Below are 24,728 nucleotides of genomic sequence, written 5' to 3' on the forward strand. Positions count from 1 at the left end.
TGCCGCCGGGCTAAAGGGTTCAGGCTGGCGTCTTGAAGTGCTTCGACAGCTTCAGCCCCTGACCCTGGTAGTTCGACGCAATGCCGGCACCGTAAAGCTGCTCCGGCACCTCGGCCATCTTCTCATAGACCAGACGTCCCACCACCTGGCCATGCTCCAGCACAAACGGCGCCTCATGGCAGCGCACCTCCAGCACCCCGCGCGATCCGGCCCCGCCCGCGGCGTCATGGCCAAAGCCAGGGTCGAAGAAGCCCGCGTAATGCACCCGGAACTCGCCCACCATCGCCAGATAGGGCGCCATTTCGGCGGCAAAGGCAGGCGGGATATGCACCGCCTCGCGGCTCACCAGGATATAGAACGCGCCGGGGTCCAGGATGATGCGGCCATCCTTGGTGCGCACTTCCTCCCAGTATTCCTGCGGGTCGTATTCCCCGATCCGCTCCAGGTCGATGACGCCGGTATGCGGCTTGGCGCGGTAGCCGACGAGATCGGTGCCCGGCAGCTTCAGATCGACGGAAAAGCCCAAGCCATCCTCGATCATCGCCTCGCCATCGACCAGCGGCGTGCCCGCGTGCAGCATCTTCAGCTCCGCATCCGACAGCACCGCCTGGCCGCGGCGGAACCGGATCTGGTTCAGCCGCATCCCCGGCCGCACCAGCACCGAGAACGACCGCGGGCAGATCTCGGCGTAAAGCGGCCCCTGGTAGCCGGGCTTGATCCGGTCGAATTCCTCGCCGCCATCGGTGATGGTGCGGGTCAGAAGGTCGAGCCGCCCGGTGGAGCTTTTGGCATTGGCCACGGCGGAAACATCCTGCGGCAGCGCCAGACCTTCCATCAAGGGCACCACGTAGACGCAGCCCTTTTCCAGCACCGCGCCGCCATCAAGGCTGATGCGGTGCATCTCGAATTCCGTCAGACGGTCGGAGACGCTGCGGCCCTGGCCCGCCAGAAAAGACGCGCGCACCCGGTAGGCGACATTGCCCAGCCGCAGGTCGAGGCTGGCAGGCTGCACCTGACCCTCCACCAGCGGGGTGCTGACGGTGATAGCGCCGTTCTCCAGCATGTTTTCAATGGTTTGGCTGGGCAAAACGCCTGTCATTTCCTGTCCCTCCCCGCGCCGGATTTTCCGGCGATGCTGGCCCAATCGGCCCCGCTGCGCAATCGGCAATTCAGGGCCGGGATATGAAAACGCCCGGGTGCCGAAGCACCCGGGCGTTTTTCAAATGGTCGGGCTAGCAGGACTCGAACCTGCGACCTTCCGTCCCCCAGACGGACGCGCTACCAGGCTGCGCCATAGCCCGTTGAACAGCCTTCTAACCGTTTTCACGGCAGGGGCAAGAGGGGGCGGCAAGATTTTTTGCGCATCCGCCCGGAAATCCTGCCGGCTGAGGCAGTTGCAGGCCCGCGCGCGCAGGCCCGCGCGGGTGCAGGGGGCGCTTCCCGGCGCGGGAAACGCCCGTGAAATCAGGGGAGGTCCGGACCGGACCCGGCGCCGGAGACCGGTGGCCCTGCAACTGCGCCGCGGGCCGCCAGGGCGCGCAGATCTTCGGCGCAGGCAGCGATTGCGGCCACCGTCTGCGGCGGCAGGCTGCGGACAGCGGCCAGATGGGACAAAACACCGGGGTGTGGCAGGACAGGGGCAGGGGCGTCTGCCGCCTCGCCGGTTTCGGCCTCAGGCGCTGCCGCCGGGCTGTCTTGCGGCTGGTCCGGCTCAGCAGCCGCATCCGCGTCAGGGGCAAAGCCGGAGCCAAATTCCAGCGCATCAACCTGCCGGGCGGCCTGGTCCAGATCGTGCGGCGGGAAGGCGGCGGCAGGATCGGCTGCGGCGTCTGCGTCATCCGCGCCGGGGTCTGCCTCCATGGCGGCGGCAAACGGCTCTGCGCCGTTGCCAAAGTCCAGCGGCTCTTCCGGCTGAACGCCCGCCGCGGCAGCCAGGGTGTCCTCGGACGGGTCCGGTTCGGGTATTGGGGCTGCCAGCGGATCAGCCGCTGCAGGGCCTGTGTGGTCGTCCGCCGTTTCCTGGGCGGCAGACTGTTCCGGCAGATCAGCCGCGTCCGAATCCGCCGGGAAGTCCGGAGCTGCTTTCGGGGCAGGGTCCGCAGGCTGCGCGCTGTCTGCAGGCTCTTGCGCGTCCGCCCAGAGGGTTTCCGCAGCGGACGTATCCTCCAGCACGGGCGGCTCTGCTGCGGTCAAGGGAGGCTCTTCCGGAAGGGTCTCAGCGGATCCGGTTTCAGCCGGTGTGCCAAAGCCGTCCGGCGCGTCCGGCTGTGCCTCTTCGGCGGCAGGCGGTGCCGCTGCCGGCTCGGTTCCCGCGTCCCAGCCCGCGCTGTCATCGCCGTCTTGCGGGTCTTGCATTCCTTCCGGTGCCGGGTCGACCGGGGCGGAGTCTGCGGGGGCAGCCGCTGTTGCTGTGGTCTCTTCAGCCGTGTCCTCAGCGGCGGCCTCGCTCCAGGGGGAGGCGGTGTCTGGTTCCACCGCAGGGGCAAGGGGTGTCTCTGTGGCCTCTGCCGGCGCGGGCGCGGTGCCATCCGCTGCCGGGTCTTGCGCCGCAAGGGGGGACGGGGCGGATGGGCCAGGTTCTGATTCTGCCGCCGCCCCGGTCTCGTCCTCGGCACCGGTCTCTGGGGCGGGCGCGGCCAGATCCATCCGCATCTGCGGCTCCGGCGCAGCGGCGGGGGCAGCGGCGGGGGCAGCGGCGTCGGCGGCGGTTTCCTCAGTTTCCGGGGCATCCGCCGGGGCAGCGGGGCTTACTGCTGCGGGGGCGTCTGCCGGGTCCTGCAGGATATCGTCTGCCGCGGCGTCCTGTTGCGGGAAGCCGACCACATTGCTGGCTTCTGAACCCGTGTCCTCTTTTGCCGCCTGCTCATGGCTCAGCTCCAGCGAGCTTTGCCAGTCATCGCCCAGCCTGTCCGCCGGCGGCACCGGCGCGGAGCGCTCGGCGGCTGCGCCGTCGACGGGGTGCGAGAACTCCGCCACATGGGCGGGGCCATGCTCGCGCAGCAGCGCCTGAACGTCCTTGATCGACATCCCGTCGTCATGCAGCAGTTTCTTGATGCCGCCCAGAAGCCGCATATCCGCAGGCCGGTAATAGCGGCGCCCGCCGGCCCGCTTGACAGGTTTGACCTGGGTGAACTTGCTCTCCCAGAAGCGCAGAACATGCGCCTGCACGCCCAGCCAGTCCGCAACTTCGCTGATGGTGCGGAAGGCGTCCGGTGATTTTGACATGGCTCAATTGGTCCCGTTATTTACGGTTGCCGTCTGCCACGCGGTCTTTCATCAGGTGGGAAGGCCGGAAGGTCAGCACGCGGCGCGGCTGAATCGGCACCTCTTCGCCGGTCTTCGGGTTCCGCCCGACCCGGGCAGACTTATCCCTTACGCTGAATGTCCCGAACGAGGAGATCTTCACCTGTTCACCGCGCACCAGGGCGTCCGACATATGCTGCAGCATGCTTTCCACCAGCTGCGCGCTTTCATTGCGCGACAGGCCGACTTCCCGGAAAACAGCTTCACTCAAATCCATTCGTGTCAGTGTTTTTTCGCCCATACCAATCCCCGTTGTTTGCCAAAGCATAGGGCGCAGGGAAATTCCCTGTCAATATCAATGAATTGCGCGGGGTGTTTCGGGCGGGATTCCGGCTGGAAGAGTTACCAGCGCAGCACAACGGCACCCCAGGCCAGACCGCCGCCGATGGCTTCGGTCACAATCAGGTCGCCTTCTTTGATCTGGCCGCGCTCTTTGCCGACAGACAGGGCAAGCGGAATGGAGGCCGCGGAGGTATTGCCGTGATCCTGCACGGTTACCACCACATTGTCCATGCTCAGGCCCATTTTCTTGGCGGTGCCCTGAATGATGCGGATATTGGCCTGATGCGGCACGATCCAGTCCACATCCGCCGCCGACAGCCCGGCGCGGTCCAGCGCGGTGTTCGCGGTAGAGGCGAGTTTTTCCACCGCGTGGCGGAACACCTGGTTGCCCTGCATCCGCAGATGGCCGGTCGACTGGGTCGAGGACACGCCGCCGTCGACATACAGCAGATCCTTGTAGCGGCCGTCCGAGTTAAGATCGGTTGCCAGAATGCCGCGGTCCTTGTTGGTGCCCGCCAGCTCCTGGCCCTCCAGCAGCAGCGCGCCGGCGCCATCGCCGAACAGCACGCAGGTGGCCCGGTCGGTCCAGTCCATGATCCGGCTGAAGGTCTCGGCGCCGATCACCAGCACCCGGCTGGCCTGGCCCGAGGCGATCAGCGCATTGGCGTTGCTGAGCGCATAAACGAAGCCCGCGCAGACCGCCTGCACGTCAAAGGCAAAGCCCTTGGTCATGCCCAGCTTGGACTGCACCATGGTGGCGGCAGAGGGGAAGGTGAGGTCGGCGGTGGAGGTGGCCACGATGATGGCGTCCACATCGTCAGCGGTCAGGCCCGCATCCGCCAAAGCGCGCTCTGCGGCCCTGGCAGCCATATCCGATGTGGTTTCTCCCTCAGCGGCGAAATGGCGGCGTTCGATGCCGGACCGGGTGCGAATCCATTCGTCCGTGGTGTCCAGCGAGGTCTCGAATTCCGCGTTTTCAACCACCCGTTCAGGGAGATAGTGCCCTATGCCAACAACTACCGCGCGTCGCGTCATCCGGTGCCTGCCTATTTCAGTCTTTTTCGGTGGCCGCCCGCGGGGTGCGGGAAGCAGTATTATCTTGGGTATGCGCGCCGGCAGATGCAACCCGCGCGGCCAGTTTTTCGGCGAAACCGTGCTGCGCCAGGCGGAAGGCGAGCTTCACCGCCGCCGAAACGCCTGTGGCATCCGCGCCGCCGTGGGATTTCACCACGGTGCCGTTCAGGCCCAGGAATACTCCGCCATTGACGCGGCGCGGGTCCATCCGCTTGGACAGCCGCTTGAGCGAGGTCATCGCCAGCAGCGCCGCAATCTTGGACAGGAAGGAGTACTGGAACGCTTCGCGCAGTGCGGTGCGCATCACCCGGGCGGTGCCTTCGCCGGTCTTGATCGCCACATTGCCGGTGAAGCCGTCGGTGACGATCACATCCACCGCGTTGCCGGGAATGTCGCTGCCCTCGACAAAGCCCACGAACTCGTAACTCGCCTGCGCCGCATTGTCCGCAATCAGCCCGAAGGCCTCTTTCAGCTCGGCGCGGCCCTTGTGTTCTTCGGTGCCCACGTTCAGCAGCCCCACCCGCGGGCAGGCGATGTCCATGGAGTTGCGCACGTAAGAGGTGCCCATCAGGGCGTATTGCAGCAGGTCCTCGGCATCCGCCTTAACGTCGGCGCCGACATCCAGCATCACGTTGAAGCCCTGCGGGTTCAGCGACGGCCACAGGATGGCAATGGCCGGGCGGTTGATGCCCGGCAGCTTGCGCAGGCGCAGCATGCTGAGCGCCATCAGCGCGCCGGTGTTGCCGCAGGAGACCGCGCCGCCTGCCTCGCCGTTCTTGACCGCCTCCAGCGCGGACCACATCGAGGTGCCCTTGCCGTTGCGCATCACCTGCGAGGGTTTGTCCTCCATCGTCACCACATCGCGGACATCGCGAATCTCGACGCGGCCCTTAAGGGCGCGCTTTTTGGCGACAAGAGGTTGCAGCTGCTCGGCGGGGCCGTGCAGGATGAACCCGATATCCGGGTTTTTCTGTGCCGACATGTCAATGCCGGCCACTACAACAGCAGGGCCGGCGTCTCCGCCCATGGCGTCAACAGAAATGATGATGCGGCCGGCTTCTGCCTGATTTTTCGCGGGTTTACCCGTCATGCGAAAGCCTGCCTGGCATCAGGATCCGGTCCGTGGCTTACGCCGCGTCCTCGTCGATCTCGATTTCGTCAGCTGCCGCGACGATTTCCTTGTCGTCGTAATGGCCGCAGGACGGGCACACGTGGTGCGGGCGCTTCAGCTCGCCGCAGTTGCCGCATTCGTTCGGGTTCGCAGCAACCAGTGCATCGTGCGCGCGGCGGTTGTTGCGGCGCGATTTGGATACTTTGTTCTGTTGGACGGCCATGTCTCAACCTTTGTCTGTTTGGGCCTTGGGGCCATCCCCGCGGCGCGATTGCATTCGTGTTCGATCGGTGTGACGTGCGTTTAGGCGGCTGCCTAAGCATTGTCCAACCAAAAATTCCGATGAGCGCGCGAAAATACTGCGAATCTCCGGCGGCGCAAGGTGTTTTTTAGGGCAGCGCCGCGCCCGGCGCCAGAAACAATTTCCGCATGTGCGAAAAAACTGCCTCTAGTCCTCATCTTTGAGCTGCCCGCGCAGCGCGGCAAGCCCGGCAAAGGGTTTGGCGTCCTCGTCCCGCATCGGCGCCACGCCGTCTTCGGCATAGACCGCCTCGCCCAGTTCGGCGCCGTCCTTGCGCGGGTAGGGCGGGATGTGCAGCGCCAGCGCCTCGGCCATCACCTGGCCCGGGTCGATATGGCTGCCCAGCGGCTCGATGCTGTCGTCGTCGGGCATTTCCACCTCGGCGCCTTCCGGCGTTTCGTAGCGGGCGGTATAGGTGAGGTTCACCTTTTCCTCGATCCGGCTGGTCACCGGTTCCAGCGTGACCACGCAGTCCTGCACCACGGTCGCGCCCAGGGCGCCGGTCAGCTGCCAGTCGCGCTTGCCCAGGGCCTTTATCTCTCCGGTGAAGCGGACCTTGCGCAGGGCATTCACCCCCAGCTCTGCGGCCAGGGCGGCCAGCTCCTCCTTGCCCGGGATGATTTCAAAGGCGGTCGGGGTGTTCTGCGGCAGGTCCGCCACCCGCAAAGCGGTGCTCTCAGACATGTTGGGGACTTTCGTTTCTTGAACCGGAAGCGGTCATTAGGTAATCGGGTTGAAAGACGTATTCAAGCCGCGCTGTGCGGCGAGGCTCGGGGGGCCCTCATGTTTCCAAAGGCGTTTCATTACAAGTCCGTTCTGCGCGGCGCGGTATTTGCGGCGGCCGGGCTGGCGCTGGCGGCCTGCGCGTCGGTCTACCGCAAGCATGGCTACGTGCCCACACCGGGCCAGCTGGCCGAGGTGGTGCCGGGGATCGATACAAGGGATTCGGTGGCCGAAACCATCGGGGTGCCGTCCTCGACCGGGGTGCTGAACGAAAGCGGCTACTATTATGTCGCGACCCGCTTCCGCCACTATGGCGCTGCCGCGCCGAAACCGGTGGCGCGGGACCTGGTGGCGATCAGCTTTGACGCGCAGGGCGTGGTGGAGGGCATCCGCCGCTACAGCCTGGAAGACGGCAAGGTGGTGCCGCTGGAACGCCGGGTGACCAGCTCCGGGGTGGAAGACAGCACCTTCCTGCGCCAGCTGCTGGGCAACCTGGGCAACTTCGGCCCCGGCCAGCTTCTGAATTCCGAGTAACCCGGTTTCACGGCTGTGCTGCCGCGTCTGCGCCCGGATATGCGCGCCGCGCCAGCGCAGGCCTGCAGCAGGGGGCAGCCATGGCAGAGCCGGATCTATTGCTGAGCAGAGGCCAGTATCTTGCCCGGCTGGCCGCCGGGACGGCGGATGTGGCGGCGGCGCAGGCCCTGCGGACGCTGTGTTTCCGCACCCCCGGCACCGACTGCGACGCCTTTGACAGCCGCTGCGCCCATGTCCTGGTCGAGCACGCAGCGAGCGGCACCCTGGTCTGCTGTTTCCGGCTGCTGGTGCTGCCGAACGGCGGCGGGCTGGAGCACAGCTATGCGGCGCAATTCTATGAGCTGCCGGGCCTTCGGGGTTTTGCCGGCCCGATGGCGGAGCTGGGCCGCTTTTGCATTCATCCGGACTGGCACGACCCGGACATCCTGCGGCTCGCCTGGGGGGCAGTGACGGGCCTGGTGGACGGGCAGGGGGTGCAGATGCTGTTTGGCTGCTCCTCCTTCGCGGGCACCTCTGCCGCGCCGTATCTGGACACGTTTGCGCTGCTGCGGCAGCGGCACCTGGCCCCGGCGCAGTGGCGGGTGGGGGAGAAGGCGCCCGAGGTGGTCCGCTATGCAGCTGAGCTGCAGCAGGCGCCGGATATGAGGCGGGCGCTGCAGGCAATGCCGCCCCTGCTGCGGACCTATCTGGCGATGGGCGGCTGGGTCAGCGACCATGCGGTGGTGGACCGGCAGATGAACACGCTGCATGTGTTCACCGGACTGGAGACCGGCGCGATCCCGGAGGCCCGCAAACGGCTGCTGCGCGCGGTGGCCGGGTGATTTTGAGTATTTTTGGAAAGATGAACGGGGAGCGTTGACGCGATTTTGCCGCCGGGGTAGCTGGCTGGCATGGCACGTATTCCTCTTTTGCAGATGTCCGGCATTTCCCTCACCTTTGGGGGCGATCCGGTTTTTTCGAACCTCGATCTGGTGGTGCAGCCCGGCGACCGGGTGGCGCTGGTGGGCCGCAACGGCTCGGGAAAATCCACGCTGATGAAGGTGATGGCGGGGATTGTTGAAGCCGATCAGGGCGACATCGTGGTGCCGCCGGGCAAATCCGTCGGCTACATGGAGCAGGACCCGAAGATGGAGGGGTTTGCCACCTTGGGCGATTTTGCCGCCAGCGAGCTGGACCCCGGCGAAATGTACAAAGTGGAGCGCGCGGGCGAAGGGCTGAAGTTTGATCCGGCCCGCCCGGTGGAAACCGCTTCCGGCGGCGAGCGCCGCCGCGCCGCGCTGGCCAAGCTGATGGCCGAAGCGCCAGACCTGATGCTGCTGGACGAGCCCACGAACCACTTGGATATCGAGGCGATCACCTGGCTGGAGAACGAGCTCAAAAGCACCCGCGCGGCCTTTGTGCTGATCTCGCACGACCGGGCGTTCCTGCGGGCGCTGACGCGCGCCACCCTGTGGGTGGACCGCGGCGAGGTGCGGCGCCAGGAGAAGGGGTTTGAGGATTTCGAGGCCTGGCGCGACAAGGTCTGGGAAGACGAGGACATGCAGCGCCACAAGCTGAACAGGCTGATCAAGTCGGAAAGCCGCTGGGCGGTCGAAGGCATCTCGGCCCGGCGCAAGCGCAACATGGGCCGGGTGCGGGCACTGCAGGATCTGAAGGCGGAGCGCGCCGGCCAGATCAAGCGGCAGGGTGCGGCGGAGATGGCGCTGGAGGCCGGCCCCAAGTCCGGCCGCAAGGTGATCGAGGCCGAGGGGCTGAGCAAGGCGTTTGGCGGCAAGCAGATCGTCAAGGACTTCTCGCTGAAGGTGCAGCGCGGCGAACGGGTGGCTTTTGTCGGCCCGAATGGCGCGGGGAAGACCACTCTGCTGAAGATGCTTTTAGGCATGGAACAGCCGGATGCAGGCAAGGTGCAGCTGGGCACCAATCTGGAAATCGCGCTGTTTGACCAGACCCGCGATCAGTTGGACGGCGATTCGACCCTGTGGGAGAACCTGACCGCCGATCCCTTGCTGGGGATTTCCGGCAAGGCCGATCAGGTGATGGTGCGCGGCCAGCCCAAGCACGTTGTGGGCTACCTCAAGGAATTCCTGTTCGACGAGCGTCAGGCGCGGGCGCCCGTGCGGTCGCTGTCGGGCGGCGAGAAGGCGCGGCTGTTGCTGGCTCGGCTGATGGCGCGGTCCTCGAACCTCCTGGTGCTGGACGAGCCGACCAACGACCTGGATGTTGAAACGCTGGACCTGCTGCAGGAGCTTTTGGACAACTACGATGGCACCGTGCTCTTGGTGAGCCACGACCGGGATTTTTTGGACCGGGTGGCGACCACCACAATTGCGATGGAAGGCGACGGCAAGGCCACGGCCTATGCCGGCGGCTGGAGCGATTACATCGCGCAGCGCGGGCCGCTGGAGGTTGCGGAGCGGCCTGAGAAGGTGAAGCCTGCGAAGTCCAAGCCGAAGCAGGAGGCCCAGCCCAAGGACGGCCTCAGCTTCAAGGAAAAGCACCGGCTGGAGGCGCTGCCCGGCGAGATCGAGCGGCTGGAGGCGGAGATCGGCAAGCTGCAGGAGCTGATGAGCGACCCGGAGCTGTTCACCCGCGAGCCGGTCAAGTTCAAGAAGGCCACCGAGGCGCTGGTGGAGCGGCAGGAGAAGCTGGCCGCCGCCGAAGAGGAATGGCTGCTGCTGGAAGAAAAAGCCGGGGGCTGACGCTGGTTTTCTGGGTAGGTCAGTGCGGTTGACCAAATGTTTCGCGCGCGAAACATTTGGTCAAAGTTGCTGCCGTAAAACTTTGGAATTCATCAAGAAATGTGAATTTAGGGTAAGGGCGGCGGGCGCTGGGTTTACCGTTTGATTACGGGTGCCGGGGGCGGGCCGGATTGCCGGTGACGGTCTGGCCCGCGGCGACGTGTTTGGTCACCACAGCGCCTGCGCCGACGATGGCGCCGTCGCCTATGGTGACGCCGGGCAGGATGATTGCGCCGCCGCCGATCCAGACGTCTGCGCCGAGGGTGACTGGGCATGCGATTTCGAGGCCCTTCGCCCGTAAGCCTCTGTCTGTGTGGTGCTGGGCGCAGTAGATCTGCACGTTCGGCCCCAGCATGGTGCGGTCGCCGATGGTCACGGGCGCGGTGTCCAGGGTGGTGCAGCCCGCGTTCATGTAGACGTCGTTTCCAAGGGTGATGTGGATGCCGTAGGCGCAGTGGAAGGGCGCCTCGATCAGGCAGTTTTCGCCTTGGGCGGCAAAGGGTTTGGCCAAGGCTGGGCTGAGCTGTTCCGCAGGATCAGGGGGCGCCCCATTGTGCTGGTGCACCGCTACCCGGGCCTGATGGCGCAACGCTGACAGTTCGCTGTCCCGGCAACAGTACCACTCACCCGCCTGCATTTTCTGCCGTTCTGACTTGGTCATGGGGGGCCTCCTTGCCGCGAGTGAAGGGTGGGCGGCAGGGATTGTCAATTGCCCGGGGAGCTCCCGCGCCCGCAGGTGCCTTGGCTGCGCCAAGGCGCCTTTGTGCGGCCTTGGGCCGCGCACCGCTGGCGCGGTGTGAAGGGGATTGGCTGAGAAGCGCTTCAGGGGCAGGTTTGCCCTGAAGACGCGTTTTCGAGTGTGTGATCCGCTGCTTGCGCGTCAAGGGTGAACCGTGCTGCGCACGGCGGCTGTGCCGCCCTTGACCCGCAACCAGCGGCGGGGCGTCAGCGCATGCGCAGAGCGCCGTCGATGCGGATCACCTCGCCGTTGAGGTAGCCCATTTCGACGATGAAACCTGCGAGGCGGCCGTATTCGCGCGGATCGCCCAGGCGGGCGGGGTTGGGGACGTCTGCCGCCAGCTGCTGCTGCACTTCTTCCGGCAGGCCCGCCAGCATCGGGGTCATGAAGATGCCCGGCGCGATGGTCATCACCCGGATGCCGGAAGACGCCAGATCGCGCGCCATCGGCAGGCACATGCCGGCAACCCCGCCTTTGGAGGCGGCATAGGCGGCCTGGCCCTTTTGCCCGTCAAAGGCCGCGATGGAGGCGGTGTTGATGATCACGCCGCGGGCGTTGTCATCATCGGGCGTGTTCTTGGCGATTTCCACGGCGGCGAGGCGGGCGACGTTGAAGGTGCCGACCAGGTTGATGTCGATGGTGCGCTTGTAGGCATCGAGCGGGTGCGCGCCCTCCTTGCCCACGGTCTTGGCGCCGATGGCGATGCCCGCGCAGTTCACGCAAGCGGTGATCTTGCCCATCTTTTCCGCCGCATGGGCGATGGCGGCAGAGACCGACTCTTCGCTGGTCACATCGGTCTGGGCGAAATGCCCGCCGATTTCTTCTGCCACCTGGGGGCCGCGCTCCGCATCGCGGTCGAGGATGGTGACCTGGGCGCCTTGTTCGGCGAAATAGCGCGCGGTGGCCTCACCCAGGCCGGATGCGCCGCCGGTGATCACGGCTGCGGTATCTGCAAGTTTCATGAGCGGGGCTCCTCCCGGTTATCTGAACATGCGTTCATATAATGGGTTTGCCCCCGGCCTGTCCAGCGGGACGGGGCGTCGCGGCAGCGGCAGTGCGGATGTCAGCCTGCCATCAGGCGCCGGTCGAGCCGTGCCAGCGGGCGCAGCAGGCGGCCGAGCGGCGGCCAGAGGCCCCAGGTGCCGCCCAGCCGGTGCAGTCTGGCGCCGGTGCCGAGCTTGAACCGGGCCAGGCCGGGGGCGTCCTCGGTATTGATGAGGCCCAGATCCAGGCGGCAGATGCCTTTTGAGGCAAGCCAGCTGGCGGCCTCCCACAGCAGGAGCGTATGGGCGCTGAGCTGTTTGCCGCGCCGGGTGGTGTGGGCGATGTGGTAGGTGGCGGTGCTGCCGTGGGTGAGGATCAGGATGGCGGCGGCGGGGTCCTTGCCCTCAAAGGCCTGAAAGAGTTTCGCCTGCCCCTTATTTTCGCGCGCATAGGCGAGGGTGAGGCCAATGGGCCAGCTGCGGTAACCGCGCATCGTTTGCTGTTGCGCGTCGGCCTGAAACAGCCAGTGGCGCACGTCGTGCGGCAGGTTCTGGCGGGTGAGGCGGAGGGCCTGCGCCTCGCCGTGTTTCAGCCGGTTGCGCCATTTCTGATGCAGGGCGGCGCGGCGCTGGTCCGGATCGCCGGTCAGATCCCAAAGCGCAGCATGGGCTGGCGTGGCCAGCGGCACCGCGCCGAGGCGGGCGAGATGCGGCGCCGGGGCCTCTGGCGACAGGATCAGCGGGGTGCGGCCCAGGCCTTGGCCGCGCAGCGCGGCCATCAGCGGGGCGGGGTTGCCGAGGTCCGCCCGGTTCACCATCGCCAGCCGCAGCCCGCCGGGCAGGCGGCGCTGCAGCACCAGCGTGCCGTCCAGCACCAGCGGCTCCTGGCCGCAGGCCATCAGCGCGCGGGCAAACTCCGGCGATTGCTGGAGGGCGCGGAGCTGCGGGCGGGCGGTTGCCGCGGCGGGCAAGTCGGGATCGGGGGCGCTGTCGAACATGGCCCCATTAACGCGCTGGAAACCTAAATCAGGGTTAATGAACGCATGAAAAAGGCAACACAGATCATGGGGCAGACGGCGGCGGCCCCGCGGATGACCAAGGCAGCGGCGCTGCTGATTGCGATCGGCCTGTCGGTGCCGGTGTTTCTGGTGCTGACGGTGGTGGAGGCGGTGGTGTTCTGAGGCGGCCGGCCGGGCTCCCGCGCCCGCAGGTGCATTGGCTGTGCCACTGCGCCTTTGTGCGGTCTTGGGCATGGCGCCGCTGCGCGGCGCGCTGCTGCGCAGCAAATAGATTGCTGAGAGGCGCTTAAGGTCAAATCTGCCCTTAAACGCCAGTTCCAGTCTATTCCGGCCAGCTCCGCCTCAAGGGTAAACCGTGCTGCGCACGGCCGCTGGCGCGGCCCTTGACCCGGTGCTGGCCTCGGTGCTGGCCTGTTGCGGACCGCAGCCAGGGAAACGCCGCCGCGCCGCGCGGCAGCGCGGCGCCATGCCCAACCATGAAGCTCCATCTTTGATGCAGCTGGAATGGGCGGGAGATCCTGCGGCCAAGAAAAAAGGGAGCGCGAAGGCTCCCTTTCTCCCGTTTCATGCCGAATGGTTCAGCCGTCCAGCCGCACCAGGGCGTGGCGTTTTTTGCCCGCGCTCAGCTTGATCGGCGAGGCCAGCGCGCCCGCGTCGATCATCAGGCCTGCGTCGGTCAGCGGCTGGTCGTCGATCTTGGCGCCATGCTCCGCAATCAGGCGTTTGGCATCCTTGCCGGATTTGGCGAGGCCGGATTTCACGATCAGCTGCACGATCGAAATGCCGTCGCCCAGATCGGCGGGCGACAGGGTCAGGGTGGGCAGGTCATCGCCGACACCGCCCTTCTCGAACACCTCGCGCGCGGTGGCCTCTGCCGCCGCCGCCGCTTCGGCGCCGTGGCACAGGGTGGTCACCTCATTGGCGAGGATCACCTTGGCGGCGTTGATCTCCGATCCTGCCAGCGCGCCCAGACGCTCGCATTCCGCCACCGGCAGCTCAGTATAGAGCTTCAGGAACCGGCCCACGTCTGCATCGGTGGTGTTGCGCCAGAACTGCCAGAACTCATAAGGCGACCGCATCTCCGCATTGAGCCAGATCGCGCCTTCGGCGGTCTTGCCCATCTTCTTGCCGTCCGAGGTGGTCAAGAGCGGCGAGGTGAGGCCATAGACCTCATGGTCGATCACCCGGCGGGTCAGGTCGATGCCGTTGACGATATTGCCCCACTGGTCCGAGCCGCCCATCTGCAGGATGCAGCCGTAGCGGCGGTTCAGCTCCATGAAGTCGTAGGCCTGAAGGATCATGTAGTTGAATTCGAGGAAGCTGAGCGACTGCTCGCGGTCGAGACGCGATTTCACGCTTTCGAACGACAGCATCCGGTTCACCGAGAAATGGCGGCCGATGTCGCGCAGGAATTCCAGGTAGTTCAGGCCGTCCAGCCATTCGGCGTTGTTCAGCATCAGCGCCTTGTTCGGCGCGTCGGTGTCATAGTCGATGTAGGCAGAGAATACCTTCTTGATGCCCGCGATATTGTCGTCGATCTGGGCTTCGGTCAGCAGCGGGCGCTCGTCGGCGCGGAAGGAGGGGTCGCCCACCTTGGTGGTGCCGCCGCCCATCAGGGTGATCGGCTGGTGGCCGGTCTTCTGGAACCAGCGCAGCATCATGATCTGGATCAGCGAGCCGACGTGCAGCGACTTCGCGGTGGCGTCAAAGCCGATATAGGCCGGGCGCACACCTTGCAGCAGGGCTTCGTCCAGCCCCTGATAATCGGTGCAGTCCGCGAGGAACCCGCGTTCCATCATGACTGCGACGAAATCCGATTTCGGTGTGTAGGTCATAACATGCCTCGGTCTATGGTTTTGCCCCATGCCCTATAAATCGCATTGACGTGGGTTGGAACCTGTTTTCCCGGCAAAATATGCGCTGTAGTATGCGACACGAACGGGCGGGACGGCCCGGATCCTAGAAAGGGGCAGGGGCCATGAGCAAGGCCATTGGGAAAACGGGCGCGGTCAGGGCGCTTGGCGCGATGAGCGGCACCTCGCTGGATGGGGTGGATGCGGCGGTGGTGATCACCGACGGCGCGCGCATTCACGGGTTTGGCGAGAGCAGTTACCGGGAGTATTCGGCAGAGGAGCGCAGCGTCCTGCGCGCGGGGCTGGGCAAATGGACCGGTCCTGAGGTGGAGGCCGCGGCCGAGGTTTGCGATGCGGCCCATGCGGCGGCGCTGGCGGAGTTCGCGGACGTGGAGATTGTCGGCTTTCACGGCCAGACCCTGGCCCATGCGCCGCGGCTGCGGGGGACCCTGCAGGTGGGCGACGGCGCGGCGCTGGCCGAACATCTGGGCAAGCCGGTGGTCTGGGATTTCCGCAGCGACGATGTGGCGATGGGCGGCGAGGGCGCGCCGCTGGCGCCGTTCTTTCACTTTGCCTGCGCGAAATACATCGGTGCGGAACGGCCCTTATGCTTCCTGAACCTCGGCGGGGTCGGCAACCTGACCTATGTGGATCCGCGGTTCGACCGGCCCGAAGAACCGGGCGCGCTCTTGGCGTTTGACACCGGCCCGGCCAATGCGCCGGTCAATGATCTGGTGCAGGAGCGCTTGGGCATTCCCTGGGACGCGGACGGCAAGGTGGCGCGCTCCGGCACCGTGGAAACCGGCGCGCTGGAGCTGTTTCTGGCTGAGCCCTATTTCGCAAGGATGCCGCCCAAGTCGCTGGACCGGAACGATTTTGCCGAGATGGTCGGGCTGGTCAAGGAGCTGAGCGATGCGGATGCGGCGGCGACCTTGGTCGCCATGTGCGCAGCCGCTGTGACACAGGGCATGGAGCATTGCCCGGAATCGCCGGAGGTCGTGCTGGTCACCGGCGGCGGGCGCCGCAATCCGGTGCTGATGGAGATGCTGCGGGTGTCGCTCGATTGCCCGGTTAAGCCGGTGGAGGATGCTAGGCTCGACGGCGACATGCTGGAGGCGCAGGCCTTTGCCCATCTGGCGGTGCGGGTGGCGCGCGGCCTGCCGACTTCGGCACCCGGCACCACAGGAGTGAGTGCCTGTGTCGGCGGCGGGGTGGTCAGCGTGCCGGATGCGTGAGCGCTGCGGCGGGGCGCAAGAATTTTCTGAAAATTCTTGCCAAATTTCTTTAGAAGAAATTTGCGCTCAGCCGCGCGGGATGTCGAAGCCTGGAGCGGCGAGCTCGAAGCCTTCAAACTGGAATCCCGGCGACACCGTGCAGCTTACCAGCGTGTAGTCCCCGGTGCTGCGGGCGGCCTGCCAGTGGCCTTCCGGCACGATCAGCTGCGGTGCGCCCTTGGCCAGATCCGGGGTCAGCAGGTGGTCCTGCGCCGGGCCTTCGTCCGTTGCCGCCAGCGACAGCACCAGCGGCGCGCCGGCGTGGTAGAGCCAGATCTCAGCCGCATCGACGCGGTGCCAGTGGCTGGCCTCGCCGGTCTTCAAAAGGAAGTAAATACAGGTGCCTGCGGGGCGTCCTTCGTTCCCGGCCCGCCAGGTCTCTCTGTACCAGCCGCCCTCCGGGTGCTGCTGCAGGCCCAGGTGTTCGATGATCTGATCCGCGTCCATGCCTGCTCTCTCCGCTTTCATGCTGGTAAATCTCAATCCCGATCATATGTTTGGGCCATGACACTCAGGATCCCTTTTGACAACACCTACGCCGCTCTGCCGGGGCAGTTCCACTCCAAACTGCCGCCGCAGGCGGTGAAGGCGCCCCGGCTGGTGGCGTTCAACGAGGATCTGGCGCGCATCCTGGGGATCACGCCCGGAGACACGGCGGAGATGGCGGAGGTGTTCGGTGGCAACCGGGTGCCGGACGGCGCCGATCCGCTGGCGCAGCTCTATTCCGGGCATCAGTTCGGCACGTACAACCCGCAGCTTGGCGACGGGCGCGCGATCCTGCTGGGCGAGACCGTCGGCACCGACGGCAAACGCCGCGACATCCAGCTGAAAGGGTCGGGGCGGACGCCCTATTCCCGGGGCGGCGACGGGCGCGCCTGGCTGGGGCCGGTCCTGCGGGAATATGTGGTGAGCGAGGCGATGCACGCGCTTGGCATTCCGACCACCCGGGCACTGGCGGCGGCGGAAACCGGCGAGACCGTCTGGCGCGAGGGCGGCTTGCCCGGTGCGGTGCTGACGCGGGTCGCGGCAAGCCATCTGCGGGTGGGGACGTTCCAGGTGTTCGCCGCCCGCGGCGACAAGGCGAGCCTGCGGCGGCTGACGGACTATGCCATTGCCCGCCATTACCCGGAGGCGGAGGGGCCGATGGGGCTGCTCAGCGCGGTGCGCGATGCGCAGGCGGAGCTGATTGCGGCGTGGATGGCGGTGGGCTTCATCCACGGGGTGATGAACACCGACAACTTCTCGATCTCAGGGGAAACCATCGACTATGGGCCGTGCGCCTTCATGGATGTCTACCATCCGCACACGGTGTTCTCCTCGATCGACCGCGGGCGGCGCTATGCCTATGCCAACCAGCCCTCGATTGCGGTGTGGAACCTGGCGCAGCTGGCAACCGCGCTGATCCAGCAGCTGGACGACCCGCAGGATGGTGTCGAGGCGGCGACGGAGATCGTTCATGCGATGCCTGCGCTGACGGAGGCGGCCTGGCTGCGGCGCTTCCGCGCCAAGCTGGGGATCACCTCGGCGCAGGAGGGCGACCTGGAGCTGGTGACCTCCCTCTTGGGACGGATGGCGGAGAATCAGAGCGATTTCACCAATACCTTCCGGGCTCTGGCGGATGGCACGGCACGGGACCAGTTCACCGATCCGGCGGCTTTTGAGGCCTGGGAGCCGGATTGGAAGGCACGGCTGGAGGGGGAGCCGGACCCGCAAGCGGTGATGCGCCGCGCCAACCCGGCGTTCATCCCGCGCAACCATCGGATCGAGGACATGATCGCAGCCGCGGTGGCAGGGGATTACACCCTGTTCCACCGGCTGAACGATGTGCTGGCCCGCCCTTACGACGACCAGCCGGAGCACGCCGATCTGCAGCGCCCGCCGCTGCCCGAGGAAGTGGTGCAGGCGACCTTCTGCGGCACCTGAGCGCTTGTTCTTCTGGCTGGAAATATCCTCGGGGGTGAATTGAGCCGCAGGCTCAAGAGGGGGCAGACAGCCCCCAGCGCTCCCCCCCTGCGGCCGGATGCCGGTTGTGCTTGGGCCGCATTGTGCGCCACACTTTCGCAAAGTCCCGGAGAGAGAGCAGATGCCGAAGAAACCGCCGCCGGATACCCTGCGTATTGCCACCTACAACATCCAGAAATGTGTCGGTATGGACTTGCGCCGGCGGCCGGAGCGCACCTTGCAGGTGCTGTCCGGGCTGGGCGCCGATGTGGCGGTTCTGCAGGAGGCCGACAAGCGGCTGCCGCCGCGGCCTGCAGCGCTGCCGCATTTCCTGGTCGAGGAGACCGGCTGGCAGGCGGTGGATCTGGGCGGGGCGGGGTCACTGGGGTGGCATGGCAATGCGGTGCTGTTCCGCGACAGCGTGCGGCTGCGGGCCGAGGGCCATATCGCGCTGCCGGGGCTGGAGCCGCGCGGTGCGGTCTGGGCGCTGTTTGAAACAGAGGCGGGGCTGGTCCGGGTGATCGGTGCGCATCTGGGGCTGACGGGGCGCGCCCGGCGCGGGCAGATGCATGCGCTGGCCCGGGCGGCGGAGGCGGATGACGCCGCAGTGGTGCTGGCCGGGGATTTCAACGAATGGTCGCGCTCGCCGGTGCTGGAGCATATCGCCCCGGCGCTGACCTTTCTGCCGCCGAAAGCCAGCTTTCCGGCGCTGCGGCCGCTGGGGGCGCTGGACCGGATCGCCCATTGCCGGCGGCTGGAGGCGGTGGCGCATGGGGTGCATGGCGCGCGGCCGGCGCATATCGCCTCCGACCATTTGCCGGTCTGGGCGGATTTGCGCGCGGTCTGACTGTCAGACTGGCTGATTGTCTCGGAAGGGGAGGTCTCCCGCGCCCGCAGGGGTTTCAGGCTGCGCCTGAAACCCCCTGGCGGCCTTGGGCCGGGCGCTGCTGCGCAGCGCCGAGTGTTTTCTGCTGAGAGGCGCTTAAGGGCAGGATTGCCCTTAAGCGCCATTTCAAGTGTGTGATGTGCTGATCCGCGTCAAGGATGAACAGCGCTGCCGCGCTGCGGCTTTGCCGTCCTTGACCCGGATCAGCACGGGGATCGGTCAGCGCGCGCGCTGTTTCTGGCCGCGGCGCTGGGCGTTTGCGGGGGCCCCGCCCTGCGGTTTGCCCTGGCCGCTGCTGCTGCCGGCGCCGCCACGGCGGCGCTGGCCGCCGGGCTTGCTGCCGCCGCGGCGTCCACCGGGACGTCCGCCCGGTTTGCCGGCGGGCGCTGCCGGGTCAGGCATCGCTTCCCAGGCGCGGCCGGAGGCGACGGGAATGGTGATTTTCATCACCTTCTGGATCGCTTTCAGCTCTTCCATCTCATCCGGGGCGCAGAAGGCGATGGCGGCGCCATCCTTGCCCGCGCGCGCGGTGCGGCCGATGCGGTGCACATACGCGTCGGGCACGTTCGGCAGCTCGTAGTTGTAGACGTGCTTGACGTCCGGGATATCCAGGCCGCGGGCGGCCACGTCGGTGGCAACCAGCACCTTGATGTCGCCGGATTTGAATGCGGCGAGGGCGCGTTCGCGCTGGCCCTGGCTTTTGTTGCCGTGGATCGCGGCGGCGGCAAAGCCTGCCTTGTCCAGCACCTTCATCAGCTTTTCCATGCCGTGTTTGGTGCGCCCGAACACCAGCGCGCGCTCGTGCTTGTGCTCTGCCAGCAATTCCTTCAGCAGGCTCAGCTTTTCGGCCTTGGCGATGAAGTGCACCGACTGGGTGACCTTGTCGGCAGCCTTGCCCGGAGGCGAGACTTCGATGCGGACCGGGCTTTGCAGGTAGGAGTTGGCGATCTCGTTCATCTGCTTGGGCATGGTGGCCGAGAACAGCATGGTCTGGCGTTCGGCGGGCAGCAGCGCCGCAATCTTGCGCAGGGTGTGGATGAAGCCGAGGTCCAGCATCTGGTCGGCCTCGTCCAGCACCAGGAAGTCGCAGGAGCCAAGGTCGAGCGCGCCGCGGTCGAGGATGTCGATCAGGCGGCCCGGGGTGGCGACCAGGATGTCGGTGCCCTTGGCAATGCGGGAGATCTGCGGGTTGATGGAGACGCCGCCAACCACCAGGCCGACCTTCATCGGGGTGCCTTCGGTCAGGCCCTTCAGGGTGTCGGCGATCTGGTTGGCCAGCTCGCGGGTGGGGGCCAGCACCAGGCCGCGCACGGTATTGGCGGCGGGTTTACGGCCGTATTGCATCATCTGCGCGATCAGCGGCACGCCAAAAGCGGCGGTCTTGCCGGTGCCGGTCTGCGCCAGGCCCAGCACGTCCTTGCCGTTCAAGGCATGCGGAATGGCGCGGGCCTGGATCGGGGTGGGGTCATTGAGGCCCATGTCCTGGAGACGGGCGAGGAGCTTTTCAGGAAGCCCCATGGTCGAAAATTCAGTCACGTATCGTCCTTTCACGGCCCTGCGCTCAGCACGGGCCGGATCCGCTGCAGCACAGCGGTGTCTTGCGGGGCAGGGACCTCGGGCGCGCGCTGGCCGGATGCCAGGCCGCTGGCCTCTGCAATCCCCACGCGTGATTTTGGGAATGGCGGCATATCACTAGACCCCGGGTGTTCTGTCACGCACATGCGGTACGGCCGGTATTGGTCTCTGCTCACGCGGCAGGGAGGGATGCCTGTGAGCCAAATGGCTGTGGATAAGCGGTTTGTCAACTGTTGATGCGTGTGAAAAGCCGGTTTTCGGCGCAGGTTGCATCCGTTAAAGAGGAAGCCCAGAAAACCGCGAGGACGCAAATGGCAAAGACGATTATCGCCCGCTGCGAGCGCAAGGGCCTGCGCATGACCGGCCAGCGCCGGGTGATTGCCCAGGTGCTGCAGGACAGCGATGATCACCCGGATGTCGAGGAGCTGTACGCCCGTGCCAGCGCGATGGACGCCGGCATTTCGATCGCCACCGTGTACCGGACGGTGAAGCTGTTTGAGGAGGCGGGCATTCTGGAGCGGCTGGAGTTCGGCGATGGCCGCGCGCGCTATGAGGATGCCGAGCGCGAGCATCACGACCACCTGATCGACATGAACACCGGCGAGGTGATCGAGTTCTGCGATCCGGAGATCGAGGAGCTGCAGGAGCGGATCGCCCGCAAGCTGGGCTATGAGCTGCGCGGCCACAAGCTGGAGCTTTACGGGGTGCCGCGCAAGACGGATTGAGGCGGCGCTGGCGGCCTGCGATGCATGTCGTATCACAAAAGGTGATATGTCTGCTAACGTCTTGTCATGCAGCGGCGCCGGAAACGGAGTTGCCGGGGCGCGGGCGCTGATGTTTTTTGTCCGGACGGTCCGGCACGCAGCCGGTCCGCAAGACAGGACGCGCCTTCATGAACAATCTGCACGGCATTCTGCTGGTCATTGCCTCAATGGCTTTCTTCACGCTTGAGGACATGTTCATCAAGCAGCTGTCGGGCACCTTGCCGGTCGGGCAGATCCTGATCTGCCTGGGGGTTGGCAGCGGGCTGGTCTTTGCGGTGATGGCGCGGATGCAGGGGCATAGCCTGTTTGCGCCGCGCTGCTGGCGGCTGCGGCCTGTCCTGCGGGCATCGACTGAGGCGGTGTCGGCGATGAGCTTTGCCTCGGCGCTGGCGCTGGTGGATATTTCGGTGGTGGCGGCGGTGTTTCAGGCAACGCCGCTGGTGATCACCATGGGGGCGGCGCTGTTTCTGGGCGAGCAGGTCGGCTGGCGGCGCTGGCTGGCGATCTGCGTCGGCTTTGCCGGGGTCTTGCTGATCATCCGGCCGGGGCTGGACAGTTTCGAGCCTGCGGCGCTGCTGGTTGTGATCGCGGTGCTGGGGGTTGCCACGCGGGATCTGATGACGCGGGTGATGGACAGTGCGGTGCCCTCCACCGTTGTTAGTTTTCAGGCGTTTCTGGCGGTGATCCCTGCGGGGCTGCTGCTGCTGGCCTTCACGCCCGGCGAGGTGCAGGTGATGGTGCAGAACGAATACCTGATGATGGCAGGCGGCGTGCTGTTCGGGGTTATGGGCTATTACGGCATCGTGACCGCGACGCGGGTGGGGGATGCCTCGGCGGTGACGCCGTTCCGCTATACCCGGCTGCTGTTCTCGATCCTGGCGGGCGTGCTGGTCTTTGGCGAGCGGCCCGATGCGCTGACCCTGGCGGGGGCTGCGCTGATTATCGGGTCGGGGCTTTACACCTTTGTGCGCGAGCAGCGGCTGGCACGGCGGGCGCGCCGTGCGGCAGCGGCTGCGGCCTGACGTCCCGGCTGGCAGAAATCCTCCGCCCTGTTGGCGCAAACAGCGGTTTGTTAGCCCTAACCTGCCGGATTTAGGCGTGTTAGCGATAACGAGCGTGGTTTACATTTCCGCCGCGGCTGGTATGACGCTGGCAGCAAAACGCGCCGCTTTCAGGCACCACACAAGGATGGACAGATGAGCACCATTATCGACATTCACGCCCGTGAGATCCTCGACAGCCGGGGCAACCCGACGGTTGAGGTCGACGTGATCCTGGAAGACGGCACCATGGGCCGCGCTGCCGTGCCCTCGGGCGCGTCGACCGGCGCCTATGAGGCGGTGGAGAAGCGCGACGGCGACAAGTCCCGCTACATGGGCAAAGGCGTGCTGGAAGCGGTTGCCGCCGTAAACGGCGAGATTGCCGAGGAACTGGTCGGCTTTGACGCCACCGAGCAGGTCGCCGTTGACCAGGCGATGATCGAGCTGGACGGCACCGAGAACAAGGGCCGCCTGGGCGCCAATGCGATCCTGGGTGTTTCCATGGCGGTGGCCAAGGCCGCGGCCGATTTCACCACCCAGCCGCTCTACCGCTATATCGGCGGCACCTCGGCGCGGGTTCTGCCGGTGCCGATGATGAACATCATCAACGGCGGCGAACATGCCGACAACCCGATCGACATCCAGGAATTCATGATCATGCCGGTGGCGGCGGAGAACATCCGCGACGCGGTGCGCATGGGCTCGGAAGTGTTTCACACCCTGAAGAAAGAGCTGTCGGCGGCGGGTCTGTCGACCGGGATCGGCGACGAGGGCGGCTTTGCCCCGAACATCGCCTCTACCCGCGAAGCGCTGGATTTTGTGCTGAAATCCATCGAGAAGGCCGGTTACAAGCCGGGCGAGGAAATCTACCTGGCGCTGGATTGCGCGGCGACCGAATATTACAAGGACGGCAAATACGTGCTGTCCGGCGAGGGCAAGACCCTGTCGTCGGAAGAGAACGTGGCCTATCTGGCGGCGCTGGTGAAAGACTACCCGATCATCTCGATCGAAGACGGCATGTCCGAGGATGACTGGGACGGCTGGAAGGCCCTGACCGACGAACTGGGCGGCAAGGTGCAGCTGGTCGGCGACGACCTGTTCGTGACCAACCCGGCGCGTCTGGCCGAGGGCATTGAGCGCGGCTGCGCCAACTCGATGCTGGTGAAGGTGAACCAGATCGGCTCGCTGACCGAGACCCTGAAGGCCGTCGATATGGCGCATCGCGCGCGCTACACCAACGTGATGTCGCACCGCTCCGGCGAGACCGAGGATGCGACCATTGCCGACCTCGCTGTGGCCACCAACTGCGGCCAGATCAAGACCGGCTCGCTGGCGCGCTCGGACCGGCTGGCGAAGTACAACCAGCTGATCCGCATTGAGGAAGCGCTGGGCGAAGTGGCCGAATACGCGGGCCGTTCGATCCTGAAGTAAGAGCGTTCCGTTTGGACGCTGAAAAGCGCCTCAAACGTTTGTTCGGGGCGCTTTTTTTGGCAGGGGAGCCGAATGTGTCTGACGGCGGTCTCGCGCAAGGCTGGCTCTGGAACGCCGCAAGCGCCGCGGTGCCTCGGGCAGCGGGGGCGCGAAGTCATGACGGGACATTAACACGCATCAAGGACCGCGTTGCCGGAAACAGGCATTCTGGACCCGCACCACCCTTAGCGCAGGAGCCTGATATGACCCCCGTTCGCCTCATTTTGCTTGCTCTGATAAATCTGCCGCTGCTGCTTGCAGCGTGTACGGAGCCCGGCGCCTATCCCGTCAGCGGTGAGGAGTGCGGGCCGGATGATCCGGTGCTGGAGCTTGATGCAGCCGATTGCCCGGCGGGGTCGGCAATCTGATCCGCTTGCCGCGGCAGCTGCCCGCGTCCGGGCCTGAACGGTACAAAGCCGGGAGGGGCGGAAACCCTTCAAAAGCGCGCGTTTTCTGGCTTTTACCTTCCGGAAGCTGCATGTGTGGCCCGGATCACAGACGCTCACGCAGGCGTTACGGTATGGTGATCCTACGCAGCGCAAGGGCGGTGCGGGAAAGGGGAACAGGCCATGAGGACGCGAATTCTGCGCACAGTGGCGATCTGTGCAATTCTTTCGGCAATAATCGGGTGCAGCGGGCCGGGGACTTATCCGTTCACCGGGCAGACCGCCTCGGCGGACGATCCGGTCAAACGGCTGAACCTCGGCGCGGAATTGCGCTGAAACCGGATGCGCGGCCAGACGTCAGGCCGCGTCCGGAGATCTGGCGCCCTGGCGGGGGAGGGCGCCAGATCAAGTTCACTTAACCAGGTTCACTTAACACGGGGCAGTGTAATAGGTGCCGTCGCCGCGGGAATAGGCGCATTGCTTGGTCTGGTTGTTCTGGGCAACCATAGTGCCTGCCGCTGCGCCGCCGAGGGCAGCGATCAGGCGCCAGTCGTCGTCGGCCTTGAGCGCGTCAGCCGCGATCAGGCCGGCTGCGGCGCCGCCTGCCACTCCGGCAACGGTGCGCTGTTCCGGGGTCAGGTTGGTGCAGGCGCCCAGGCCCAGTACGGCGCTGCTTGCGAGAGCAGGAATCCAGCGGAAAGTCATATTCTTCCTCCATTTTCATTGGTCCGG

General features: G+C 66.0%; 25 protein-coding genes and 1 tRNA gene. 11 read left to right on the forward strand and 15 right to left on the reverse strand.

Annotated features, from left to right (window positions below; all coding sequences use genetic code 11):
- Positions 1–19: 19 nt before the first annotated feature.
- The 8 genes from R2C4_RS07115 to R2C4_RS07150 all read right to left on the reverse strand — a co-directional run bounded on the left by R2C4_RS07115 (position 20) and on the right by R2C4_RS07150 (position 6,755).
- Entirely contained in the window at positions 20–1,099 is a 1,080-nt protein-coding gene (locus R2C4_RS07115; RefSeq protein WP_141890116.1) for a 2'-deoxycytidine 5'-triphosphate deaminase, read from the reverse strand.
- 125 nt (positions 1,100–1,224) lie between these two features.
- Positions 1,225–1,301 (reverse strand) — tRNA-Pro (locus tag R2C4_RS07120).
- A gap of 163 nt (positions 1,302–1,464) precedes the next feature.
- Positions 1,465–3,225: a MerR family transcriptional regulator gene (locus R2C4_RS21375; protein ID WP_244940793.1), complete on the reverse strand. Its 1,761-nt coding sequence runs from the start codon at positions 3,223–3,225 to the stop codon at positions 1,465–1,467.
- A 16-nt stretch (positions 3,226–3,241) separates the two neighbouring features.
- The gene (gene ihfA / locus R2C4_RS07130; RefSeq protein ID WP_008207184.1) at positions 3,242–3,544 is read right to left on the reverse strand and encodes an integration host factor subunit alpha; all 303 of its coding nucleotides are present in this window, start codon (positions 3,542–3,544) and stop codon (positions 3,242–3,244) included.
- Positions 3,545–3,645: 101 nt separating this feature from the next.
- The gene (locus R2C4_RS07135) at positions 3,646–4,620 is read right to left on the reverse strand and encodes a beta-ketoacyl-ACP synthase III (protein ID WP_141890117.1); all 975 of its coding nucleotides are present in this window, start codon (positions 4,618–4,620) and stop codon (positions 3,646–3,648) included.
- A gap of 16 nt (positions 4,621–4,636) precedes the next feature.
- Positions 4,637–5,749, reverse strand: a complete 1,113-nt coding sequence (gene plsX, locus R2C4_RS07140; RefSeq protein ID WP_058288059.1) for a phosphate acyltransferase PlsX — start codon at positions 5,747–5,749, stop codon at positions 4,637–4,639.
- 37 nt (positions 5,750–5,786) lie between these two features.
- Complete coding sequence (rpmF, locus tag R2C4_RS07145) at positions 5,787–5,993, reverse strand: 50S ribosomal protein L32 (RefSeq protein WP_008558107.1); 207 nt, start codon at positions 5,991–5,993, stop codon at positions 5,787–5,789.
- Positions 5,994–6,218: 225 nt separating this feature from the next.
- The gene (locus R2C4_RS07150) at positions 6,219–6,755 is read right to left on the reverse strand and encodes a YceD family protein (protein WP_058288060.1); all 537 of its coding nucleotides are present in this window, start codon (positions 6,753–6,755) and stop codon (positions 6,219–6,221) included.
- Positions 6,756–6,854: 99 nt separating this feature from the next.
- Here R2C4_RS07150 and R2C4_RS07155 point away from each other — a divergent pair, with 99 nt between their 5' ends.
- The 3 genes from R2C4_RS07155 (at position 6,855) to R2C4_RS07165 (ending at position 10,027) form a co-directional block, all read left to right on the forward strand.
- Positions 6,855–7,328, forward strand: a complete 474-nt coding sequence (locus R2C4_RS07155; RefSeq protein WP_058288061.1) for an outer membrane protein assembly factor BamE — start codon at positions 6,855–6,857, stop codon at positions 7,326–7,328.
- A gap of 80 nt (positions 7,329–7,408) precedes the next feature.
- On the forward strand, positions 7,409–8,149 hold the full coding sequence (locus R2C4_RS07160; protein ID WP_141890118.1) for a GNAT family N-acetyltransferase: 741 nt from the start codon (positions 7,409–7,411) through the stop codon (positions 8,147–8,149).
- A gap of 69 nt (positions 8,150–8,218) precedes the next feature.
- The gene (locus R2C4_RS07165) at positions 8,219–10,027 is read left to right on the forward strand and encodes an ABC-F family ATP-binding cassette domain-containing protein (protein ID WP_141890119.1); all 1,809 of its coding nucleotides are present in this window, start codon (positions 8,219–8,221) and stop codon (positions 10,025–10,027) included.
- A 145-nt stretch (positions 10,028–10,172) separates the two neighbouring features.
- Here the strand turns inward: R2C4_RS07165 and R2C4_RS07170 are convergent, their stop codons facing one another.
- The 3 genes from R2C4_RS07170 to R2C4_RS07180 form a co-directional block, all read right to left on the reverse strand.
- Positions 10,173–10,727 carry a sugar O-acetyltransferase gene (locus tag R2C4_RS07170; RefSeq protein ID WP_141890120.1) on the reverse strand — a complete coding sequence of 185 codons (555 nt, stop codon included), beginning with the start codon at positions 10,725–10,727 and terminating at the stop codon, positions 10,173–10,175.
- A gap of 284 nt (positions 10,728–11,011) precedes the next feature.
- Positions 11,012–11,767: an SDR family NAD(P)-dependent oxidoreductase gene (locus tag R2C4_RS07175; protein WP_141890121.1), complete on the reverse strand. Its 756-nt coding sequence runs from the start codon at positions 11,765–11,767 to the stop codon at positions 11,012–11,014.
- A gap of 101 nt (positions 11,768–11,868) precedes the next feature.
- Positions 11,869–12,786 carry a GNAT family N-acetyltransferase gene (locus tag R2C4_RS07180; RefSeq protein ID WP_141890122.1) on the reverse strand — a complete coding sequence of 306 codons (918 nt, stop codon included), beginning with the start codon at positions 12,784–12,786 and terminating at the stop codon, positions 11,869–11,871.
- A 45-nt stretch (positions 12,787–12,831) separates the two neighbouring features.
- Here R2C4_RS07180 and R2C4_RS21210 point away from each other — a divergent pair, with 45 nt between their 5' ends.
- Entirely contained in the window at positions 12,832–12,969 is a 138-nt protein-coding gene (locus R2C4_RS21210; protein ID WP_167510245.1) for a hypothetical protein, read from the forward strand.
- Positions 12,970–13,385: 416 nt separating this feature from the next.
- Here the strand turns inward: R2C4_RS21210 and tyrS are convergent, their stop codons facing one another.
- Positions 13,386–14,642, reverse strand: coding sequence for a tyrosine--tRNA ligase (gene tyrS / locus R2C4_RS07185; RefSeq protein WP_141890123.1), 1,257 nt, complete (start codon positions 14,640–14,642; stop codon positions 13,386–13,388).
- Between the two features lie 143 nt (positions 14,643–14,785).
- Between tyrS and R2C4_RS07190 the strand changes: the two genes are divergently transcribed.
- Positions 14,786–15,895, forward strand: a complete 1,110-nt coding sequence (locus R2C4_RS07190) for an anhydro-N-acetylmuramic acid kinase (RefSeq protein ID WP_141890124.1) — start codon at positions 14,786–14,788, stop codon at positions 15,893–15,895.
- Positions 15,896–15,961: 66 nt separating this feature from the next.
- Here R2C4_RS07190 and R2C4_RS07195 read toward each other — a convergent pair whose 3' ends face one another.
- On the reverse strand, positions 15,962–16,381 hold the full coding sequence (locus R2C4_RS07195; RefSeq protein WP_141890125.1) for a cupin domain-containing protein: 420 nt from the start codon (positions 16,379–16,381) through the stop codon (positions 15,962–15,964).
- 57 nt (positions 16,382–16,438) lie between these two features.
- On the opposite strand from R2C4_RS07195, the gene R2C4_RS07200 reads away from it, so the two are divergent.
- On the forward strand, positions 16,439–17,857 hold the full coding sequence (locus R2C4_RS07200) for a protein adenylyltransferase SelO (protein ID WP_141890126.1): 1,419 nt from the start codon (positions 16,439–16,441) through the stop codon (positions 17,855–17,857).
- Between the two features lie 160 nt (positions 17,858–18,017).
- Positions 18,018–18,722, forward strand: coding sequence for an endonuclease/exonuclease/phosphatase family protein (locus R2C4_RS07205; RefSeq protein WP_141890127.1), 705 nt, complete (start codon positions 18,018–18,020; stop codon positions 18,720–18,722).
- A 258-nt stretch (positions 18,723–18,980) separates the two neighbouring features.
- On the opposite strand, the gene R2C4_RS07210 is transcribed toward R2C4_RS07205, so the two are convergent.
- Entirely contained in the window at positions 18,981–20,297 is a 1,317-nt protein-coding gene (locus tag R2C4_RS07210; RefSeq protein WP_244940794.1) for a DEAD/DEAH box helicase, read from the reverse strand.
- 350 nt (positions 20,298–20,647) lie between these two features.
- On the opposite strand from R2C4_RS07210, the gene R2C4_RS07215 reads away from it, so the two are divergent.
- The 4 genes from R2C4_RS07215 to R2C4_RS21215 all read left to right on the forward strand — a co-directional run bounded on the left by R2C4_RS07215 (position 20,648) and on the right by R2C4_RS21215 (position 23,978).
- A complete protein-coding gene (locus R2C4_RS07215; protein WP_058288073.1) occupies positions 20,648–21,061 on the forward strand; it encodes a Fur family transcriptional regulator in 414 nt (137 codons plus the stop codon).
- Positions 21,062–21,228: 167 nt separating this feature from the next.
- Positions 21,229–22,122, forward strand: a complete 894-nt coding sequence (locus R2C4_RS07220; protein ID WP_141890128.1) for a DMT family transporter — start codon at positions 21,229–21,231, stop codon at positions 22,120–22,122.
- Positions 22,123–22,296: 174 nt separating this feature from the next.
- Positions 22,297–23,571, forward strand: coding sequence for a phosphopyruvate hydratase (gene eno, locus R2C4_RS07225; RefSeq protein WP_008555765.1), 1,275 nt, complete (start codon positions 22,297–22,299; stop codon positions 23,569–23,571).
- A gap of 242 nt (positions 23,572–23,813) precedes the next feature.
- The gene (locus R2C4_RS21215; protein ID WP_167510246.1) at positions 23,814–23,978 is read left to right on the forward strand and encodes a hypothetical protein; all 165 of its coding nucleotides are present in this window, start codon (positions 23,814–23,816) and stop codon (positions 23,976–23,978) included.
- A gap of 447 nt (positions 23,979–24,425) precedes the next feature.
- On the opposite strand, the gene R2C4_RS07230 is transcribed toward R2C4_RS21215, so the two are convergent.
- Positions 24,426–24,701, reverse strand: a complete 276-nt coding sequence (locus R2C4_RS07230; protein ID WP_058288076.1) for a glycine zipper 2TM domain-containing protein — start codon at positions 24,699–24,701, stop codon at positions 24,426–24,428.
- Between the last annotated feature and the right edge of the window lie 27 nt (positions 24,702–24,728).

The sequence above is a fragment of the Leisingera aquaemixtae genome (assembly GCF_006740765.1).
Taxonomy (GTDB): domain Bacteria; phylum Pseudomonadota; class Alphaproteobacteria; order Rhodobacterales; family Rhodobacteraceae; genus Leisingera; species Leisingera aquaemixtae.

Excerpts from the sequence above, each read along its gene's own strand:
- R2C4_RS07205 (WP_141890127.1), top strand. The coding sequence starts at position 18,018 with ATGCCGAAGAAACCGCCGCCGGATACCCTGCGTATTGCCACCTACAAC.
- ihfA (WP_008207184.1), bottom strand. The coding sequence starts at position 3,544 with ATGGGCGAAAAAACACTGACACGAATGGATTTGAGTGAAGCTGTTTTC.
- R2C4_RS07150 (WP_058288060.1), bottom strand. The coding sequence starts at position 6,755 with ATGTCTGAGAGCACCGCTTTGCGGGTGGCGGACCTGCCGCAGAACACC.
- R2C4_RS07135 (WP_141890117.1), bottom strand. The coding sequence starts at position 4,620 with ATGACGCGACGCGCGGTAGTTGTTGGCATAGGGCACTATCTCCCTGAA.
- R2C4_RS07230 (WP_058288076.1), bottom strand. The coding sequence starts at position 24,701 with ATGACTTTCCGCTGGATTCCTGCTCTCGCAAGCAGCGCCGTACTGGGC.
- R2C4_RS07115 (WP_141890116.1), bottom strand. The coding sequence starts at position 1,099 with ATGACAGGCGTTTTGCCCAGCCAAACCATTGAAAACATGCTGGAGAAC.
- R2C4_RS07155 (WP_058288061.1), top strand. The coding sequence starts at position 6,855 with ATGTTTCCAAAGGCGTTTCATTACAAGTCCGTTCTGCGCGGCGCGGTA.
- R2C4_RS07175 (WP_141890121.1), bottom strand. The coding sequence starts at position 11,767 with ATGAAACTTGCAGATACCGCAGCCGTGATCACCGGCGGCGCATCCGGC.
- R2C4_RS07195 (WP_141890125.1), bottom strand. The coding sequence starts at position 16,381 with ATGGACGCGGATCAGATCATCGAACACCTGGGCCTGCAGCAGCACCCG.
- R2C4_RS21215 (WP_167510246.1), top strand. The coding sequence starts at position 23,814 with ATGACCCCCGTTCGCCTCATTTTGCTTGCTCTGATAAATCTGCCGCTG.
- plsX (WP_058288059.1), bottom strand. The coding sequence starts at position 5,749 with ATGACGGGTAAACCCGCGAAAAATCAGGCAGAAGCCGGCCGCATCATC.
- R2C4_RS07160 (WP_141890118.1), top strand. The coding sequence starts at position 7,409 with ATGGCAGAGCCGGATCTATTGCTGAGCAGAGGCCAGTATCTTGCCCGG.
- tyrS (WP_141890123.1), bottom strand. The coding sequence starts at position 14,642 with ATGACCTACACACCGAAATCGGATTTCGTCGCAGTCATGATGGAACGC.
- R2C4_RS21375 (WP_244940793.1), bottom strand. The coding sequence starts at position 3,225 with ATGTCAAAATCACCGGACGCCTTCCGCACCATCAGCGAAGTTGCGGAC.
- rpmF (WP_008558107.1), bottom strand. The coding sequence starts at position 5,993 with ATGGCCGTCCAACAGAACAAAGTATCCAAATCGCGCCGCAACAACCGC.
- eno (WP_008555765.1), top strand. The coding sequence starts at position 22,297 with ATGAGCACCATTATCGACATTCACGCCCGTGAGATCCTCGACAGCCGG.
- R2C4_RS07165 (WP_141890119.1), top strand. The coding sequence starts at position 8,219 with ATGGCACGTATTCCTCTTTTGCAGATGTCCGGCATTTCCCTCACCTTT.
- R2C4_RS21210 (WP_167510245.1), top strand. The coding sequence starts at position 12,832 with ATGAAAAAGGCAACACAGATCATGGGGCAGACGGCGGCGGCCCCGCGG.
- R2C4_RS07220 (WP_141890128.1), top strand. The coding sequence starts at position 21,229 with ATGAACAATCTGCACGGCATTCTGCTGGTCATTGCCTCAATGGCTTTC.
- R2C4_RS07180 (WP_141890122.1), bottom strand. The coding sequence starts at position 12,786 with ATGTTCGACAGCGCCCCCGATCCCGACTTGCCCGCCGCGGCAACCGCC.
- R2C4_RS07170 (WP_141890120.1), bottom strand. The coding sequence starts at position 10,727 with ATGACCAAGTCAGAACGGCAGAAAATGCAGGCGGGTGAGTGGTACTGT.
- R2C4_RS07200 (WP_141890126.1), top strand. The coding sequence starts at position 16,439 with ATGACACTCAGGATCCCTTTTGACAACACCTACGCCGCTCTGCCGGGG.
- R2C4_RS07190 (WP_141890124.1), top strand. The coding sequence starts at position 14,786 with ATGAGCAAGGCCATTGGGAAAACGGGCGCGGTCAGGGCGCTTGGCGCG.
- R2C4_RS07215 (WP_058288073.1), top strand. The coding sequence starts at position 20,648 with ATGGCAAAGACGATTATCGCCCGCTGCGAGCGCAAGGGCCTGCGCATG.